This is a genomic window from Paraburkholderia sp. GAS33 (assembly GCF_050436645.1).
GTDB classification, from domain to species: Bacteria; Pseudomonadota; Gammaproteobacteria; order Burkholderiales; family Burkholderiaceae; genus Paraburkholderia; species Paraburkholderia phenazinium_B.
Genome location: NZ_JBNDMP010000005.1, coordinates 274117 through 292794, shown reverse-complemented (window position 1 = coordinate 292794; position 18678 = coordinate 274117). Strand labels below are relative to the sequence as shown.

The 18678-nt window shown below is 63.5% G+C and carries 17 protein-coding genes; 14 read left to right on the top strand and 3 right to left on the bottom strand.

Going from position 1 to position 18678, the window contains the following annotated elements:
• Positions 1-37: 37 nt before the first annotated feature.
• The 6 genes from xerC to hslU all read left to right on the top strand — a co-directional run bounded on the left by xerC (position 38) and on the right by hslU (position 6908).
• Positions 38-961, top strand: coding sequence for a tyrosine recombinase XerC (xerC, locus tag P3T24_RS17820; RefSeq protein WP_074263076.1), 924 nt, complete (start codon positions 38-40; stop codon positions 959-961).
• A gap of 87 nt (positions 962-1048) precedes the next feature.
• Positions 1049-2251, top strand: a complete 1203-nt coding sequence (locus P3T24_RS17815) for a class I SAM-dependent rRNA methyltransferase (RefSeq protein ID WP_429436448.1) — start codon at positions 1049-1051, stop codon at positions 2249-2251.
• Between the two features lie 177 nt (positions 2252-2428).
• Complete coding sequence (locus tag P3T24_RS17810; protein ID WP_429406742.1) at positions 2429-3517, top strand: CobW family GTP-binding protein; 1089 nt, start codon at positions 2429-2431, stop codon at positions 3515-3517.
• Between the two features lie 651 nt (positions 3518-4168).
• The gene (dksA, locus tag P3T24_RS17805) at positions 4169-4588 is read left to right on the top strand and encodes an RNA polymerase-binding protein DksA (protein ID WP_074263073.1); all 420 of its coding nucleotides are present in this window, start codon (positions 4169-4171) and stop codon (positions 4586-4588) included.
• Between the two features lie 439 nt (positions 4589-5027).
• On the top strand, positions 5028-5564 hold the full coding sequence (gene hslV / locus P3T24_RS17800; protein ID WP_074263072.1) for an ATP-dependent protease subunit HslV: 537 nt from the start codon (positions 5028-5030) through the stop codon (positions 5562-5564).
• A 9-nt stretch (positions 5565-5573) separates the two neighbouring features.
• Positions 5574-6908: an ATP-dependent protease ATPase subunit HslU gene (gene hslU, locus P3T24_RS17795; protein WP_074263071.1), complete on the top strand. Its 1335-nt coding sequence runs from the start codon at positions 5574-5576 to the stop codon at positions 6906-6908.
• Positions 6909-7103: 195 nt separating this feature from the next.
• On the opposite strand, the gene P3T24_RS17790 is transcribed toward hslU, so the two are convergent.
• On the bottom strand, positions 7104-7646 hold the full coding sequence (locus tag P3T24_RS17790) for a response regulator transcription factor (protein WP_074263070.1): 543 nt from the start codon (positions 7644-7646) through the stop codon (positions 7104-7106).
• Complete coding sequence (locus P3T24_RS17785; protein ID WP_429436445.1) at positions 7643-8953, bottom strand: ATP-binding protein; 1311 nt, start codon at positions 8951-8953, stop codon at positions 7643-7645. The genes P3T24_RS17790 and P3T24_RS17785 overlap by 4 nt, the downstream gene beginning before the upstream one ends.
• Before the next feature lie 95 nt (positions 8954-9048).
• Between P3T24_RS17785 and P3T24_RS17780 the strand changes: the two genes are divergently transcribed.
• Entirely contained in the window at positions 9049-10680 is a 1632-nt protein-coding gene (locus P3T24_RS17780) for a tetratricopeptide repeat protein (protein WP_429436443.1), read from the top strand.
• A gap of 25 nt (positions 10681-10705) precedes the next feature.
• Here P3T24_RS17780 and P3T24_RS17775 read toward each other — a convergent pair whose 3' ends face one another.
• Entirely contained in the window at positions 10706-10936 is a 231-nt protein-coding gene (locus tag P3T24_RS17775; RefSeq protein WP_074263067.1) for a cysteine-rich CWC family protein, read from the bottom strand.
• A 288-nt stretch (positions 10937-11224) separates the two neighbouring features.
• Between P3T24_RS17775 and argB the strand changes: the two genes are divergently transcribed.
• The 7 genes from argB to P3T24_RS17740 all read left to right on the top strand — a co-directional run bounded on the left by argB (position 11225) and on the right by P3T24_RS17740 (position 18665).
• On the top strand, positions 11225-12124 hold the full coding sequence (gene argB / locus P3T24_RS17770) for an acetylglutamate kinase (RefSeq protein ID WP_074263065.1): 900 nt from the start codon (positions 11225-11227) through the stop codon (positions 12122-12124).
• 246 nt (positions 12125-12370) lie between these two features.
• Positions 12371-13171, top strand: coding sequence for a pyrimidine 5'-nucleotidase (locus P3T24_RS17765; protein WP_429436441.1), 801 nt, complete (start codon positions 12371-12373; stop codon positions 13169-13171).
• Positions 13138-13827 (top strand): nucleoid occlusion factor SlmA, encoded by a 690-nt coding sequence (gene slmA / locus P3T24_RS17760; protein WP_429436438.1) that lies wholly within the window; start codon positions 13138-13140, stop codon positions 13825-13827. Before P3T24_RS17765 ends, slmA begins: the two co-directional genes overlap by 34 nt.
• Positions 13828-14162: 335 nt before the next feature.
• Positions 14163-15308 (top strand): homoserine O-succinyltransferase MetX, encoded by a 1146-nt coding sequence (metX, locus tag P3T24_RS17755; RefSeq protein WP_429436436.1) that lies wholly within the window; start codon positions 14163-14165, stop codon positions 15306-15308.
• The gene (gene metW / locus P3T24_RS17750; RefSeq protein ID WP_074263061.1) at positions 15305-15913 is read left to right on the top strand and encodes a methionine biosynthesis protein MetW; all 609 of its coding nucleotides are present in this window, start codon (positions 15305-15307) and stop codon (positions 15911-15913) included. Before metX ends, metW begins: the two co-directional genes overlap by 4 nt.
• Positions 15914-15927: 14 nt before the next feature.
• Positions 15928-17322 carry an AmpG family muropeptide MFS transporter gene (locus tag P3T24_RS17745; RefSeq protein ID WP_429436433.1) on the top strand — a complete coding sequence of 465 codons (1395 nt, stop codon included), beginning with the start codon at positions 15928-15930 and terminating at the stop codon, positions 17320-17322.
• Complete coding sequence (locus P3T24_RS17740) at positions 17319-18665, top strand: M48 family metallopeptidase (RefSeq protein WP_429436431.1); 1347 nt, start codon at positions 17319-17321, stop codon at positions 18663-18665. Before P3T24_RS17745 ends, P3T24_RS17740 begins: the two co-directional genes overlap by 4 nt.
• Positions 18666-18678: the final 13 nt, after the last annotated feature.

The following is an 18678-nucleotide window of genomic DNA, read 5'->3' as shown; positions in this document are numbered from 1 at the left end:
CAACTCCCGCCGCTCGCCACAGCACGCGCCCGCTACCGTGACCACCGCCGACCCGATCGCCGATTACCTCTCGAATCTCGAACACGAGCGGCGGCTATCGGCGCATACGCTGCGCGGCTACACGCATGAACTCGACGAACTGAAGCTGCTGGCCAAGGGACGGCCGCTCGAAAGCCTCACCGCCATCGACATCCGCGGTGCCGTTTCCAGAGCACACGCGGCCGGCATGACGGCTCGCTCGATCAGTCATCGGCTATCGGCGTGGCGGGCGTTTTACCGCTGGCTCGCGGGCCGCGTCGATCTGCCGGCCAATCCGGTCGCCACCGTGCGGGCGCCGAAGCAGGCGAAGACGCTGCCCAAGGCGCTCTCGGTCGACGATGCCAACCGGCTAATGGAAGCGCCCAGCGCCGGCACCGCCGAAGGCTTGCGCGACCACGCGATTCTCGAGCTGTTCTATTCGTCCGGCTTGCGCCTCGCCGAACTGGTCGGGCTGGACGTGCGCTTTGCCGATGCCGATGGCTATCGTTCCGCCGGCTGGCTCAAGCTCGATTCGACGGAAGTCGAGGTACTCGGCAAGGGCAACCGGCGCCGCATCGTGCCGGTCGGCAGCAAGGCAATCGACGCGCTCAACGCCTGGCTCGCGGTGCGCGGCGAGTTCGTCAGGCAGGATCCGCATCCGCTGTTTCTGTCGGCGCGCGGCAACCGGATGTCGCCGAACGTCGTGCGCGACCGGGTCAAACGCCTGGCGCTGGTCGCCGGCATTCCCGCCAACGTGCATCCCCACGTGCTGCGGCATTCGTTTGCCACCCACGTGCTGCAATCGAGCGGTGACCTGCGCGCCGTGCAGGAACTGCTCGGGCACGCCAGCATCACCGCGACCCAGGTGTACACCGCGCTCGATTTCCAGCATCTGGCGCACGTCTACGATCAGGCGCATCCGCGCGCCAAAAAACGCGACTGAGACGGCTTTTATGGGCCATAGGCGCCCGATGTCTCCGGTTTCGCCGCTTTACGCGGCACCTTGTTCTGCTCAATACCTCTCGAAGTCATGAATACCGTCACGCTGAAACCGTCGAAAGAAAAGTCGCTGCTGCGCCGCCATCCGTGGGTCTACGCGACCGCGATCGACCGCGTCGACGGTAATCCGGCAGCCGGCGCAACCGTGCTGGTGCGCTCGCACGACGGCCGCTTTCTGGCGCGCGCTGCCTACAGCCCGCACTCGCAAATCCGCGCGCGGGTATGGAGTTTCGACGAAGCCGAGCCGATCGACCATGCGTTCTTCAAGCGCCGCGTGCAGCGCGCCATCGAGCATCGCCAGGCGATGGTTCACAATACCGGCGCTGTGCGGCTGATCTTCGGCGAGGCCGACGGCCTGCCAGGCCTGATCGTCGACCACTACGTCGCCGATGACGCGGGCCAGCGCAGCCAACTCGTCTGCCAGTTCATGGCTGCCGGCGTCGAGGCGTGGAAAGAGGCGATCGTCGCAGCCTTGAGCGCGGCGACCGGCTGCCCGAACGTCTACGAGCGCTCGGACGTGTCGATCCGCGAAAAGGAAGGTCTGGAGCAGATCACCGGCGTGCTGGCGGGCGAAGCGCCGTCCGACGCGCTGATTGCCAGCGAAAACGGCGTGCGCTACCACGTGGATGTGCGCAATGGCCATAAGACCGGCTTTTACGTCGATCAGCGCGACAACCGGGCGCTCGTCCAGCAGCTGGCGAAGGATCGCGAGGTGCTGAACTGCTTCTGCTACACCGGCGGCTTCTCGCTGGCGGCGCTCAAGGGCGGGGCGAAACGCGTGGTTTCGATCGACTCGTCCGGCGAAGCGCTGGCGTTGGCACAACAGAACGTCGTCGCCAATGGTTTTGACGGCGAGCGCGCCGCCTGGCTCGACGCCGATGCCTTCAAGACACTGCGCCGCCTGCACGAAGAAGGCGAGCGCTTCGACCTGATCGTGCTGGATCCGCCCAAATTCGCGCCGTCGCGCGAACACGTGGACCGTGCCGCGCGCGCCTACAAGGACATCAACCTCACGGGCCTCAAGCTGCTGCGCCCGGGCGGGTTGCTCTTCACGTACTCGTGCTCGGGCGCCATTGACGCAGAGCTGTTCCAGAAGATCGTCGCCGGCGCGGCCGCCGATGCCCGCGTCGACGCCCGTATCCTCAAGCGGCTGGGGGCCGGTGTCGACCATCCGTTGCTCACCGCTTTTCCGGAAGGCGAGTACCTGAAAGGCCTATTGTTGCAAATCGCCTGATCGCCCATAGTTGAGGGATATTTCCTTTGCAGGCGGCAGGGTTTGAAGCGCGTCCGAAACCCCGCCTGCAGCGGCTTGACAGATATGTTTCAATAACCGATCAGCTCGAACGGCGCGGCCCACATCTCCGGCGTTCGACACAAGCATTCCGATTCACGCACAAAACAGGCGACCACCATGATTCCCGTCACGATCCTGACCGGCTTTCTCGGCAGCGGTAAAACCACACTGCTCAAGCGCATCCTGAACGAAAAGCACGGCATGAAGATCGCCGTGATCGAGAACGAGTTCGGCGAAGAGAACATCGATAACGAGATCCTCGTGCAGGACAGCAACGAGCAGATCATCCAGATGAGCAACGGCTGCATCTGCTGCACGATCCGCGGCGACCTGGCACGCGTGCTCAGCGACCTGGCCGCGAAAAAGCGCGCCGGCGAACTGGATTTCGAACGCGTAGTGATCGAAACCACAGGTCTCGCGAACCCCGGCCCGGTGGCGCAGACGTTCTTCATGGACAACGAGATCGCCGACGAATTCCTGCTCGACGCGATCATCACGCTGGTCGACGCGAAGCACGCGAATCACCAGCTGGATGAGCACGAAGTGGTGCAGCGCCAGGTCGGCTTTGCGGACCGTCTGTTCGTTACCAAGTCGGACCTCGTGGATGAAGCCGCCCTCGACGACCTGCGCCATCGCCTGCTGCACATGAATCCGCGCGCGGCGATCAAGGTGGTGAATTTCGGTGACGCCGATATCAAGGAAATCTTCGATCTGCGCGGTTTCAACCTGAATTCCAAGCTCGAAATCGATCCGGACTTCCTTGCCGAAGACGAGCACGCGCATGACCACGCCCATGATCATGACCATGGGCACGATCACGATCATGCGAATTGCGACCACGATCATGGCCACTGCGATCACGAAGGCCACGACCACGGCCACGCGCACCATCACCATGCGCATCACGACGACAAGATCAAATCGTTCGTGTTCCGCAGCGACCGGCCGTTCGATCCGAACAAGCTCGAAGACTTCCTCGGCGGCATTCTGCAGATCTACGGCGAGCGCCTGCTGCGTTACAAGGGCGTGCTGTATATGAAGGGTGTCGACCGCAAAGTGGTGTTCCAGGGCGTCCATCAGATGATGGGCAGCGATCTGGCCGCAAAATGGCAACCGGTCGAGAAGAAGAACAGCAAGATGGTGTTCATCGGCATCGAACTGCCTCAAGACCTGATCGAGGACGGCCTGAGCGCCTGCCTTGCCTGAACGGCGGGGAAGCGCCCGAAAAGCCAGCGTCAGGCGCGGAAAAAGCACTGAAATGAGCCGGGAACGCGAAATGCTGCCGGCTCGACAAGTCCCGAATCCGACTGAAGCCGACCCGAAGGCACGACACGTGTGAAAAACGCGTGAAAACCCCTGTTGCAGGAATCGTGCAAGCCCATCGCTTTTTAGCCGTTCGCGCGTTATATTTTCGGGATATTGGCGTGCCGCCCCTCGTAATAATCCCGGTTGCGGCGGCGGATTGTGATTCAGTTACAATACGTGCCCACTGGAGAATGAGAACGATTGCCCGGTCAGCGCGTATCCCGCGCCGGGCCTGACACGGCGCCGGAAAATCTAATCCGGGGAGTAGCACGCCGACAAGCTGGCTGGCCCACCGCCTCGAAAGGCGCGCCGCCGGTAAGCAATGCCTCAGGAGCATTTGAAAATCGTTTCCAGAGGAGTTCGGCCCCGCATCGACGTCTCGTCGCCTGGCGCCTTGGCGTCCGGCGTTTAGACGCCCCGCGCTTCGGCGTCACGACAGCCCACCGTCCGTGTTCGCCGGCGCTCATTGAGCGTTTTGAGGCGCCTTTGCGGGCAACACGAGAGTGCGGGCAACATGTACGAGTTTTGCCTCACATTGAAGAAGCAAGCCAGATGACGACGAAACGACTCTTGACCGAAGCCGAAATCCTGAAGATGAGCGACAAGGATTACATGAATGAGGATCAGCTCGCTTTCTTCAAGAACAAGCTCGAACAGCTGCAGGCGGACATTCTCCGCAATGCTGGCCAGACGACCGAAAACCTGCGCGAAACCGTGATCGTGCCGGACCCGGCCGACCGCGCAACGATCGAGGAAGAGCATGCGCTGGAACTGCGCACGCGCGACCGCGAACGCAAGCTGCTGAAGAAGGTGCAGCAATCGATCGCGCGCATCGAATCGGGCGAGTACGGCTGGTGCGAAGAAACCGGCGAGCCGATTGGCATTCCGCGTATGCTGGCCCGGCCCACGGCAACCCTGTCGCTCGAAGCGCAGGAACGCCGCGAACTGCGCCAGAAGCTGTTCGGCGACTGAACGTCTGCGGCGCGGCTACCGCGCACCCTGATACGCTGCTTCGTTGAGAGGCGCACGGTGAACTGTGCGCCTTTTTCTTTGCGCGGGCCGAGCCTTGAGCCAGCCGCGCCATGCCTTGATCCGCCTGTCGTCCGGCTGCCGGAAGCTTTTACCGCTCTGCGCCCCAGCCTCGCTGCGAGGCCCGTCATTTTTCTGCCCGGCCGTCCGATCTCCGCGCCGTACCCCATCTCTGCCGCTTTTTTCCGGCGTATTTCCGCCCTTAGCCATCCGGCTGGCTCTTGATATGACGGCGCAAGCCCTAAAATAAACCGGACATGCGTTGCACGAGCACGCGCGGGCCGCTTTCTAGCGGCTATACGCTGCGGTTCGCCGCCCAACGCATCGGCACGCTGGCGCACAAGCGCCTCCGCGTCCTACCCGTTTTGCAAAAGGAATGCATATGGAGCAATTTCACGGCACGACGATCGTCTCCGTGCGTCGCGGCGACAAGGTCGCCCTCGGCGGCGACGGCCAGGTCACACTAGGCAATATCGTCATGAAGGGCGGTGCCAAAAAAGTCCGGCGCATCTATAACGGCCAGGTGCTGGTCGGTTTCGCTGGCGGCACCGCCGATGCCTTTTCGCTGCTCGACCGCTTCGAAGCCAAGCTCGAAAAACATCAGGGCAATCTGACCCGCTCGGCCGTCGAGCTGGCGAAAGACTGGCGCACCGACCGCATGCTGCGCCGGCTCGAAGCCATGCTGATCGCCGCCGACGCGCACACCACCCTTGTCATCACCGGCAACGGCGACGTCCTCGATCCGGAAGGCGGCATCTGCGCGATCGGCTCGGGCGGCTCCTACGCGCAGGCGGCGGCCAAGGCGCTAGCGGATAACACCGAGTTGTCGCCGCGCGAGATCGTCGAAAAGTCCCTGCAGATTGCCGGCGACATGTGCATCTACACGAATCACAACCGCGTTATCGAGACGATCGAGTAAGGACACACGATGAGCACCATGACCCCTGCCGAGATCGTCTCGGAACTCGACAAGCACATCATCGGCCAAGGCCGCGCCAAGAAAGCGGTCGCGGTGGCGCTGCGCAACCGCTGGCGCCGTCAGCAGGTGGGCGACCCACTGCGCCAGGAGATCACGCCGAAGAACATTCTGATGATCGGACCGACAGGCGTCGGCAAGACGGAAATCGCCCGGCGTCTGGCCAAGCTGGCCGACGCCCCGTTCATCAAGATCGAGGCCACCAAGTTCACCGAAGTGGGCTACGTAGGCCGCGATGTGGACAGCATCGTGCGCGACCTGATCGAAATCTCGGTCAAACAGACCCGCGAAACCGAAATGCGCAAGGTGCGCACCAAGGCTGGAGATCAGGCGGAAGACCGCATTCTCGACATTCTTTTGCCGAGCGCGCGGCCGGTTGGGTTCGGCGCCAGCGATACCACGGACGAAGGTAGCACCACCCGTCAAACGTTCCGCAAGCGTCTGCGCGAAGGCCAGTTGGACGACAAGGAAATCGAGCTTGACGTCGAACTGCCGCAGGCGGGCATGGACATCATGGGGCCGCCGGGCATGGAGGACATGACCGAGCAGATCCGTTCGATGTTCGCCAATCTCGGTGGCGGCAAGAAGACGCGCCGCAAGCTGAAGGTGAAGGAAGCGTTGAAGGTGCTGACGGATGAAGAAGCGTCCAAGATGCTCAACGACGAGGAAGTGAAAACCAAGGCCGTGCAGAACGTCGAGCAGAACGGCATTGTCTTTCTCGACGAGATCGACAAGATCGCCTCGCGCAGCGAAGCGGGCGGCGCTGAAGTATCGCGTCAGGGCGTGCAGCGCGATCTGCTGCCGCTCGTCGAAGGCACGACGATCAACACCAAGTACGGCATGGTGAAGACCGATCACATCCTGTTCATCGCGAGCGGCGCGTTCCATCTCGCGAAGCCGAGCGATCTGATCCCCGAACTGCAGGGCCGTTTTCCGATTCGCGTCGAACTGGATTCGCTGTCGGTGAATGACTTCGAATCGATTCTGGTGTCGACGGACGCGAGCCTCGTGAAGCAATACCAGGCACTGCTCGCGACCGAAGACGTGCGCCTCGACTTCGCCGACGACGGTATTCGCCGCCTCGCGGAAATCGCCTTTTCGGTGAACGAGAAGACCGAGAATATTGGCGCGCGCCGGCTTTACACGGTGATCGAAAAGCTGCTCGAAGAGGTGTCGTTTGCTGCCGGTAACCATGCCGGCACGGACGTCAGGATCGATGCGGCATACGTGGACCGCGCGCTGAACGAAGTCGCGGACGACGAAGATTTGTCGCGATATGTGCTTTAACAACGGCACGCGGTTCGCCGTCAGCGGTGCAGTCCGCCGCTGACGCCGTCGAAACGGTTGAAACCGCTGAAACAAGACGCAAGCAGCAAGAAAAACGGGCGGCCTCGCAAGAGACCGCCCGTCTTTTATTGAAGCTCAACCGCCTCCCGGCGACACGTCGACCGTGGCGCGCAGCGTCCGCCGGCGCGCTCGCTCTTACTGCTTCACCGGCCGCTTCGCCAGCTTGCGTTGCAACGTCCGCCGGTGCATGTTCAACGCCCGCGCCGTCGCGGAGATATTGCCGCCGTTCTCCGCCAGCACGCGCTGAATATGTTCCCATTCGAGGCGTGCCACCGAAAGCGGCGTGGGATGCTCGATCGCCGCGTCCGCCTGTAGCGCGCTTGCTTCGGTTTGCAGTGCCGAGAGAATCGTCTCCACGTTGGCAGGCTTGGCCAGATAGTTGTCGGCACCGTCCTTCACCGCCTGCACGGCCGTCGCAATGCTCGCGTAACCGGTCAGCACCAGCATCCGCGCGTCCGGTTGCAATTCGCGCAACGGCGCTACCAGTGTCAGGCCCGAATCGTGGCCCAGGTGCAAATCCACCGTGATCTGTCCGAACTTCTGCTGGTTCGCGAGCTTGATCGCCTCGTCCGCGTTGTGCGCTTCGGCCACCGTGTAGCCGCGCCGCGTCAGACCGCGCGCGAGGATGCCGGAGAACACTTCGTCGTCGTCGATCACCAGAAAATTCATGTCGCTCATGCCTGTTTCTCCGTATTGGATGGCGCGGTGCCTGTGCGGCCCGCGCTGGAAGATTGTCGACCCGCCACCGGCAAGCGCAACACCGCGCGGGTGCCGCGCGGCCTGGCCTCGCGGGCGTCGGTCAGCTCGATCGATCCGCCGAGCCGGGCCGCCGCCGAAAACGCCAGATACAGCCCCACGCCGTGACCACCCTGGGTGCTGTCGACGGGCATCGTGCCAAGCGATCCGCGCAACGATGCCGGTATGCCGGGCCCTGCGTCGCAAACTTCAAACTGGATGCGATCGCCCGGCAGCGACAGCGTCGCGGTCAGCGTCACGTGATCGCTGCTGGCGCGCGCCGCATTGTCCAGCAGGATCGTGAGAATCTGGCTGACCGCGACCGTATCGTCAAGGTTCAGTTCGGCGGGCGGCGTGCCAAGTTGCTCGAACTTGACATGCGGATGGCGCAGACGCCACTGCTGCGCAAACGACTCGAGCCACTCGCCAACGGGTTGCCGGCTCGCCGGCGCCGAGGCGCGCGAGCGCAGCCGCGCAAGCGCCGAGGTACACAGCGTCATCTGCTGCTCGAGCAGGTCCAGATCAGCGGTGTAAGGGGCGAGGCCCTTGTCGGTACGCGCCGCGTCGCGCAGTTCCTCGGAGAGCATCGCGATGGTCGATAGCGGTGTGCCGATCTCATGCGCGACGGTCGCCGCCTGCACGCCGAGGGCCACCGCGCGTTCGTCCCGCAAGAGGCGCTGCTGGGCGTCGCCGAGTGCCGCGTCACGTTGTCGCAGTGCGCGCGACATGCGTGCGACGAACCATGCAATCAGGCCCACGCTCACCGTGAAGTTCACCCACATGCCCGCCCGGTAGTAGTCGAACAGATTGGCGGGATTGTCGAGATTCAGCGGCACCGAATCGAAACCGAGCACGGCGTAGCAAGCCACCGCAAATGCCGCGAGCCACAGCATCAGATGCCACGGCAACACCGCCGCCGCGATCGCGAGCGAGGGCAGGTAAAGCGAGACGAACGGATTGGTCGTGCCGCCCGACAGAAAGAGCAACGCCGACAATGAACCGAGATCGACCCATAGCTGGCCGAACAGTTCGAGATTGGATTCGGGCCGCTGACGCGAGACGCGCCACCAGGTCAGCGCGTTGAAGGCCACTTCGAGGCTGACTACAAGCAGCATGGCCGGCAGAGGCAGATGCACGCCCACAAAGATCTGCACGACAGCAATGGTCACCAGTTGGCCGATGATCGCAAGACTGCGCAGCCAGAACAGATGTCCCAGGTTGACCCGGCCGGTAATGGTTATACGATGCATAACGCCAGTTTACCTGTTGGGAGTTGTCCGACACACTGTGTCGAGCGTGGACATTACCATTGAGCGTTTGATCGCGCTCTCGCCTGGACAGACTCATGCCGCTTACGATTTCCGCCCCCGGCCACCCTGCGTGGGTCGCCTTCCTGATTTTCCTTCAGCGCGCCGCGGCGGCGCAGCAAAACGGCGAGGCCGAAGCCCAGGCCATCTGGCTTGAAGCCGCCACACTGCTGCAGCCCGTCGAACACGACACGCTTGCAAACATCACTGGCGCGCTGCTGGAACAAAACCGCCACGACGACGCCATCGCATTCGCCGCCATTATTGCGCAACTGCGTCCCGACGATGCCGCTGCCAGCTTCCGCTTAGGCTACGCGCTGCAGCTCGCCGACCGCCATGCCGAGGCGCTTGTGCCGTACCGCCGCGCCCTCACTCTCGAACCGGACTTTCCCCAACTGCGCACGAATCTGGCTGGCGCAATCGCGCTCACCGGCGGCGATGTGGCCGAACAGATCACGTTGCTGGAAAGTGCGGTCGCAGCCGACCCGTTCGACAGCAACGCCTGGATCAATCTCACCCAGTCGAGCCGCTTCGCGATGGATCTGCCACGCGCGCTGGAAGCAGGCGCTCGCGCGGTGGAACTGGCGCCCCACAGCTCGTTGGCGCTGAACAACTATGCGCTGGCACTCAAGGAAGCGCAACGCTGGGACGACGCCGTTCGTTTCGCGCAGGCCGCCTGCGAACTCGCGCCCGGCGACCCGGCGATGCGTTCGAATCTGGCGTTGCTGCATCTGGTGCATGGCGACTACGCGCAGGGCTGGCCCGCTCACGAAGCGCGCTGGCAAGGTTCGAAGGAACTTGACGGCAACCGTCCGGCGATGCCGGCGCCGCAGTGGCAGGGCGAGCCGCTTACGGGCAAGACACTGCTGGTGTGGGGCGAACAGGGCATGGGCGATCTGCTGCAATGCTGCAGGTTCATCCCGCTGCTGGCGGCGCATGTGCATGCGCAAGGCGGCCGCGTCGTGTGGAATTCGTTCCCGCAGATGGGAACGCTGCTGGTACGCAGCCTGGGCAGCCACGTGGACGAATACTCCGCGGGTGGTGGCATCGAGACACTGCCCGCATTCGACTATGAAATACCGTTAATGAGCGTGCCGCTCGTGCTCGGCACGCTCGGCGATACCCTTCCCGACGCGGTCCCGTATCTGCACGCGGATGCCGCAGCCAGCGCAACCTGGCGCGAACGGCTCGCCGGAGAAAAACGGCTTAAGGTCGGACTGGCGTGGACTGGCAGCCTCAGCCATCAGCGCAATCCGTTCCGGGCGGTGGGCTGGCAGCGCTACGCGTCGGCCTTTGCCGGTATCGACGGCGTCGCGTTCTATTCGTTGCAGCATGGCGCCACAGCAGATGTTGCCGCCGCGCAGTCAGCCGGGCTGCCCATGGCCGACTACACCGCCGAGCTGAAAAGTTTCGACGACACCGCGGCCTTCGTCAGCGCGCTCGATCTGGTGATTACGGTGTGCACGTCGGTCGCGCATCTGAGCGGGGCAATCGGGCAGCGCACGTGGGTGCTGCTCGACACCAATCCACACTGGACATGGCTGCTCGAACGGCGCGATAACCCGTGGTATCCAACCGCCACGCTGTACCGGCAACGGCAGTTCGCCGACTGGAATCCGGTGCTGAAAGAAGTAGCGCGAGACCTCGGCACGCTAGCCGGCCAGCAGTAACGACGCAGCGGGCGCACCACGCCCCTCACACTTCTTCACCACCCCGAACGCCGGCGGCCTGCACGCGGGCAATATCCGCCGCAAGGCACTCCGGACATAAACACCGGCTGCCCGGATCGAGCCGTTCGGCGGGCAGCGCCGGCATCGATTTGCACCAGCAGTCGAACGGCTGGCCGTGCATTGCACAATCGAACACGCTGCGGCAGCGTGGGCAACGGGCACTCTGCGCATGGACCTGGGAAGCGGGCTGTTTCATGGCGACCCAATGAAGTACCGGACATCCGGTCAGGAAATGATGCCACGTCCGGCAAGCCACCTAAAGGCCCCTGCCGTGAGGTTGCATCCACAAAGCGGGATTTCGACGGAATTACCCTCGCAAACGGCGTCGAAAACGGTGCGTGAGTGGCGTGCGCGCAACGTCGATTGCGCACTGCGAAACCCCGGCGGGGCCGGCCGCCAGAAGACGTATGGAAAACCCTGTTGCAGCGCGCCAGTCCTGTACAATTCGCCGTGTTTCAACTGATCCGTGCCGAGCCCTGCCGCCATGTCCGAAATTCCCGACCTCTCGCAGATCGCCCCCACCCTGAAGGCTGAAATCCTGGCCGAGGCGCTGCCTTACATCAAGCAGTATCACGGCAAGACCGTGGTGATCAAATACGGCGGCAACGCGATGACCGAGGAGCGCCTCAAGCAAGGCTTCGCGCGCGACGTCATTCTGCTGAAACTGGTCGGTATCAACCCGGTCATCGTGCACGGCGGCGGCCCGCAGATCGATCAGGCGCTCAAGAAGATCGGCAAGCAGGGCACCTTCATCCAGGGCATGCGCGTCACTGACGAAGAGACGATGGAAGTCGTCGAATGGGTGCTCGGCGGCGAAGTCCAGCAGGACATCGTCACGCTGATCAATCACTTCGGCGGCCAGGCTGTGGGCCTGACCGGCAAAGACGGCGGCCTGATCCATGCGCGCAAGATGCTGATGCCGGATCGCGACAATCCCGGCCAGTATGTCGACATCGGCCAGGTCGGCGAAGTCGAGGCCATCAATCCGGCGGTCGTGAAAGCGCTGCAGGACGACGCGTTCATCCCGGTGATCTCGCCGATCGGCTTCGGCGAAGACGGCCTGTCGTACAACATCAACGCGGATCTGGTTGCGGGCAAACTGGCGGTGGTGCTGAACGCCGAGAAGCTCGTCATGATGACCAACATCCCCGGCGTGATGGACAAGGAAGGCAATCTGCTCACCGATCTGTCGGCACGCGAAATCGATTCGCTGTTCGAAGACGGCACGATCTCCGGCGGCATGCTGCCGAAGATCTCCTCCGCGCTCGACGCAGCAAAGAGCGGCGTGCGCTCGGTGCACATCATCGACGGCCGTATCGAACACTCGGTGCTGCTCGAAATCCTGACCGAGCAGCCGTTCGGTACGATGATCCGCTCGCACTGAGCATGTCTGGATATGCAGCGCGTCCCGTCGATGCGCTGCATATTTCACCTGCCGTTTCCCTTCGCCTTGCTGCGGCAGTTTCCGCGTCGTCCTCCGCATCAGTTTCAGCATCAAGCGCCCGGCCAATCGTCCGCCGTGGCACGCCACCCTTCCCTTTTTCTCCCGGCGCACGCATGATGGACCGCAGGCACCCGCTCGTTCATTTCATACGGCGCCGGCAAGAACCCGGTCCGGTTTTCCCTCACCATGCGCACCTTCCCGTCCAGACACGCTAAACGCCGCCGGCCTCACATCGCAGGCGGCAGCCCGGTATGGCTGTTCGATCTCGACAACACGCTGCACCACGCATCGCATGCCATCTTTCCAGAGATCAACCGGGGCATGACGCAGTACATCATTGATTCGCTGCAAGTGGAACGCGACGAAGCCGACCGCCTGCGCACGCTCTACACAGACCGTTACGGCGCGACACTGCTGGGCCTCGCCCGCCACCATCCGGTCGACGTGCACGATTTTCTGAAGGTCGTGCATACGTTCGCCGATCTGCCTTCGATGGTGCGCAGCGAACGCGGCCTGGCGCGTCTCGTTGCCGCCTTGCCGGGCCGCAAGATCGTGCTGACCAATGCCCCGGAAGCCTACGCGCATGCGGTGCTGGCCGAGCTGCGCATCGAGCGGCTGTTCGAGCGCGTGATCGCCATCGAGCACATGCGCGACCGTCGCGGCTGGCGCGCCAAGCCTGACGCGAGCATGCTGCGCCGGGCGATGCGCGACGCCCACGTGCCGCTCGCCGATGCCATCCTCGTCGAAGACACGCGCTCGCATCTGAAGAACTATCGCCGGCTGGGGATCCGCACTGTGTGGATCGTCGGCCACCTGCCCAACAAGGTGCGCGCGGACGGCGTACCAGGCCTGCTGCCCGGTACTGGCCGACCGCACTATGTCGACCGCCGGATTCGTTCGTTAAAATCGCTGAGATTGGGCACCCGCTCAGTGCGCCTGAAGGAACGACAGACATGCAACCGGATCACAAGCATGACGAGGCCGTAACCGAAGACCCGCCAGCCACGGGCAGTACCCGCGCGACCCGCCTGAAACCGGGCGAGCGCCGCGTGCATATCCTGCAGACGCTCGCCACCATGCTGGAGGCGCCGAAGAACGAAAAGATCACCACCGCGGCGCTGGCCGCGCGGCTGGGCGTCTCGGAAGCCGCGTTGTACCGGCATTTCGCCAGCAAGGCGCAAATGTTCGAAGCACTGATCGAATTCATCGAACAGTCGATCTTCGGACTCATCAACCAGATCGCGACGAAAGAGCCCAATGGCGTGCTGCAGGCCCGTACGATCGCGTTGATGCTGCTCAACTTTTCCGCGAAGAATCCTGGCATGACGCGCGTGCTGACATGCGAAGCGCTGGTGGGCGAGCACGAACGGCTGACCGAGCGCGTCAACCAGTTGCTCGAACGCGTCGAGGCCTCGCTCAAGCAATGCCTGCGGCTCGGCCTGATGGACGCCAACTCGCAGGCCAACGGTAACGCCTCCGCGCAGGGCACCGCCGTGCCGCTGCCGGAGGACTACGATCCAGCCGTGCGGGCCAACCTGCTGCTTAGCTACATCGTCGGACGCTGGCACCGGTATGTGCGCGGCGGCTTCGCACGCAATCCGGCTGAGCAGGCCGACGCCCAGTTGAGATTGATTCTTCAGTAGTCCGCTGGAATCGCGGGCGTTGCGGATCAAGACTGCCGCTCGCCGCGATCTGGTTTTGGCGCTTCCGCCATGGTTCACGCATCCAGACGCAACTCGCGCCGGACGACGCCCGCGCGGCATCGGCGCCGCTGCCGCGCGGAATTTTCCGCTATACTTTGCGCTAATTGTTGTGACTGACGCGCCGATTTGCTGACTCGATTGCGGGCGCGCGAACCTGCCGGAATTCCATCCGGCGGTTCACTATAAATGCGGCTAAAGAGGTCGTCAGCCGCGCACATTGTCCTTCTCCGTGCCTTGCCGACACCCATTTAGCCGCCCTGTTGAAGGCGGAATGAATGGATTCAATCGGTATCGTCGCTCCCCAGAAAATGCATTTCTCCGAGCCGCTGCTCATGCAGAACGGCCGCTCGTTAGCCGGTTTCGACCTGATGGTGGAAACCTACGGCACGCTCAACGCCGCGCGCAGTAATGCCGTGCTCGTCTGCCACGCGCTCAACGCTTCGCACCACGTGGCGGGCGTCTATGCGGATGACCCGAAAAACGTCGGCTGGTGGGACAACATGGTCGGCCCGGGCAAGCCGCTCGACACGAACCGGTTCTTCGTAATCGGCGTGAACAATCTCGGCTCGTGCTTCGGCTCGACCGGCCCGATGAGCCTCAACCCGGCGACCGGTGAGCCGTACGGCGCGAGCTTTCCTGTGGTGACCGTGGAAGACTGGGTGAATGCGCAGACGCGCGTCGCCGACAGCTTCGGCATCGAGCGTTTCGCAGCGGTGATGGGCGGCAGCCTCGGCGGCATGCAGGCGCTCGCGTGGAGCATGATGTACCCGGAGCGCGTGGACCATTGCATTGTGGTGGCGTCCACGCCGAAGCTCTCCGCGCAGAACATTGCGTTCAACGAGGTGGCGCGTTCCGCGATCCTCTCGGACCCCGACTTCCACGGCGGCAACTACTACGCGCACAACGTGAAGCCGAAGCGCGGACTACGCGTGGCACGCATGATCGGCCACATCACCTATCTGTCGGACGATGACATGGCCGAGAAATTCGGCCGCTCGCTGCGACGGGCGGAAGGTGCCCTCGACGCGTACAACTTCAATTTTGACGTCGAATTCGAAGTGGAGTCGTATCTGCGCTATCAGGGCGACAAATTCGCCGACTACTTCGACGCCAACACCTATCTGTTGATCACGCGCGCGCTCGACTACTTCGATCCGGCCAAGGCCTTCGAGGGCGATCTGACCAAGGCCGTTGCGCATACGACGGCGAAATACCTGATCGCCAGTTTCACGACCGACTGGCGTTTCGCGCCGGCGCGCTCGCGCGAACTGGTGAAGGCACTGCTCGATCACAAACGCACGGTGACGTACGCGGAAATCGACGCGCCGCACGGCCACGACGCATTCCTGCTCGACGACGCCCGCTATCACAACCTGATGCGCGCCTATTACGAACGTATTGCAAACGAGGTGAACGCATGAACCAGCGCGCTCTCGATTATCTTGCGCTGCGCCCCGACTTCCGCGCCATCGCCCGGTGGGTTGAACCGCGCGCGACGGTGCTCGATCTGGGCTGCGGCGACGGCTCGCTGCTGTCGACACTCACCGAAGAGCTCGAAGTCTCCGGTTACGGCATCGAGATCAACGACGCCGGCGTGCTCGCCGCCACCCAGAACGGCGTCAACGTGATCCAGCAGAATCTGGAAGACGGCCTACGGCTCTTCGAAGACGGCAGTTTCGACTTCGCGATCCTGTCGCAGACGCTGCAGACCATCCATCAGACCGCTGCGATCCTGCGCGAGACGGTGCGGGTCGGCAAGGAATGTATCGTATCGTTCCCGAATTTCGGCTACTGGGCGCACCGCATTTCGGTGTTGCGCGGACGCATGCCGGTATCGAAATCGCTGCCTTTCCAGTGGCACAACACCCCGAACGTGCGGGTGCTGACGATCAAGGATTTCGAGGCGCTGGCGCCCGAGGTCGGTATCGAAATACTCGACCGGGTCGTGCTGCACGGCGGCCAGGCGGTGCGGTGGGGGGCGAACTGGCGTGGTAGTCTTGCGGTCTATCGCGTCAAGAAAAGCTAACGTCACTCACCCAAATGTCGAACCCGCCGCACGAGGCGCCCGCACTTACCGCTCACGTCGAACACACCGGCTGGCGCGCGTTTCTCAACACGCACATGCTGATCTGCGTCTTTCTCGGCTTCACGTCGGGATTGCCGCTGTTCACGCTCGTCTATCTGGTGCAGGCGTGGCTACGCTCCGAGGGCGTCAATCTGAAGGAAATCGGCCTGTTTGCGCTGATCCAGTTTCCCTACACATGGAAATTTGTCTGGGCACCGCTGATGGACCGTTACGTGCCGCGCCTGCCCAGCTGGCGGCCGGGCAGGCGGCGCGGCTGGATGCTGGTCACGCAGATTCTGGTGGCCGGCGCGATCGCCACGCTCGGCTTCGTGTCACCGCGCGATTCGATCTGGACGGTCGCCGCGCTCACCGCGCTGGTGGCGTTCTTCGGCGCGAGCCAGGATATCTCCATTGATGCCTACCGGCGCGAGTTGCTCACCGATACCGAGCAGGGTCTCGGCAACGCGGTTCACGTCAACGCTTACAAGATTGCCGCGCTGGTGCCGGGCTCGCTCGCATTGATCCTGTCCGACCATTTGCCATGGACTACTGTGTTCATTGTCACGGCCGCATTCATGGTGCCGGGCATGATCATGACGCTCGTCGTGCGCGAGCCGGAAGTGCATGGTGCGCCGCCGAAGAACCTGCGTGAAGCGATCATCGAGCCGTTTCGCGAATTCATCCTGCGCGACGGCTGGCGCGGGGCGCTGTTCGTACTCGGCTTTATCTTTCTGTACAAGCTCGGCGATACGATGGCGACCAATCTGTCGACCTCGTTCTTTCTGGATATCGGCTACTCGCGCACGCAGATTGGCGTGGTCGCCAAGACCACCGCGTTCGGTGCGAGCCTTGCGGGTGGGATCGTCGGCGGGATCTGGATGATGCGCATTGGCATCGGCCGCGGGTTGTGGGTGTTCGGCGTTCTGCAGATGGTGTCGACGCTTGGCTTCGCATGGCTCGCGCATCTCGGGCCGGCGTCGCCTGGACTTACGGCCATCTACGATTTCGCTGTCTTCACGAGCCAGGGCGTGACGAAACTGCTGTCCGTGTTTGGTGTGGATTGGGCCGTGCAGCTCGATCCGCGCTCGGTTGCGCTGGCGCTCGTCTACGGTCTCGAGACGTTTGCCACTGGTTTGACCATGGCGGCATTTACGGCTTACATCGCCAGTACGACAGATCCGCGTTACACCGCTACCCAGTTCGCACTCTTTACCAGTCTCGCGTCGGTGCCGCGCACGCTGGCGTCGGCGGCGAGCGGGTATGTGGTTGCACAGATAGGCTGGTTCGACTACTTCCTTGCCTGCACCGCACTGGCGCTGCCGGGCATGCTGCTGTTGCTGCGTATCGCGCCCTGGAGGCTGAGGTCGTGAGCGGGTTCGCGTCAAGGCAAGCGGCCGCCTCGGGAGCGATTGCGGCCATCGTACGTCGTGCAATGCCTGACGTGCGTGCGCCACATGCGTTACCTGCTCGGCTGGCGTTACCTGCAAAGGGCGCGCCGCTGGTCGTGCGCGCGGCACGCGCGGCGCTTGTGCTGTTCTGCACAGGCGGCATGCTTGCAACGTCGTGGAGCGCCTACGCGGTTGCAACACCTGCCGTGGCTACCAGCAGTACCGCCGCGCCGGCCAGCGCACCCGCCACCCGATCGGCGTCGAGCGCACCGGCTCCAGAGGGCCCGGCTTCGACCGCTGCCACTCCCGCAGAAGGCGCCAGCAACCCCAGCCCGGGCACCAGCAGCGCAGCCAGTGCCGCGCACGCGCCCTCGGCTACGTCGTCGGCGACGTCTTCAGCACCAGCGTCCACATCAGCCGCCTCGCCGACGCCCCCGGCAACCGCGAAGCAACCAGCGCACCCCGCCAGCGCCGCTACCACCGACAACCGGCCGCCGCCCTACACCCCACCGCCGCAGCAACTGCGCTTCGGCAGCTACGCGGTGTTCCGCAACCTGATTCCGTCGCCGCAACTGGAAGCCCAGGCCGCTGACGAGTTCCAGCAGATCGTCTACGGCGCACAGCACGCCGATCGCCTCTACCCGGACACCGACCCGCGTGTGATCCGCGTGCAGACCATTCTCGACAAGCTGATTCCCTATTCCTTGAAGTGGAATGAACGGGCAAAGAACTGGAAGTGGCAGATCGCGGTAGTGCGCTCGCCCGACATCCGCATGTACTGTCTGCCAGGCGGCAAGATCGCGATCTACAGCGGCATCCTCGATCGCGCGCGCCTGAACGATAACGAACTCGGCATGCTGCTAGGCCACGAAATCGCGCATGCCCTGCGCGAGCATGCGCGGGAGCGCCTGGGCGAGCAGCAGGCGGCGCAGCTCGATTCCTCCGGTACGATTCCGCAGCTTTTCGGGCTGGCCGATCTGGGCGCCCCGGTGCTGGGCATCGGCTCGCAACTGGTCGAGATGAAATACACGCCCACCGATGAAACCGAAGCCGACGTGATCGGCAGCGACATCGCCTCACGCGCCGGTTACGATCCGCGCGCCGCGATCACGCTGTGGGACAAGCTGGCCGTGGCGACGCACAGCAGTCGCAATCAGGGCTATATCTACGTGCATCCGTACTCGCCTGCACGTCGCGCGGACCTCATGAAGCGTCTGCCGGACATGCTGCCGCTCTACGCAAAAGCGATCGGCAAGACGGTCGATGAACTGCCCGACTATGCGGGCATCGGCCGTCCGCGCCGCGTGCCGGTTCGCGGCGACTGACCTTCGCAGCCGC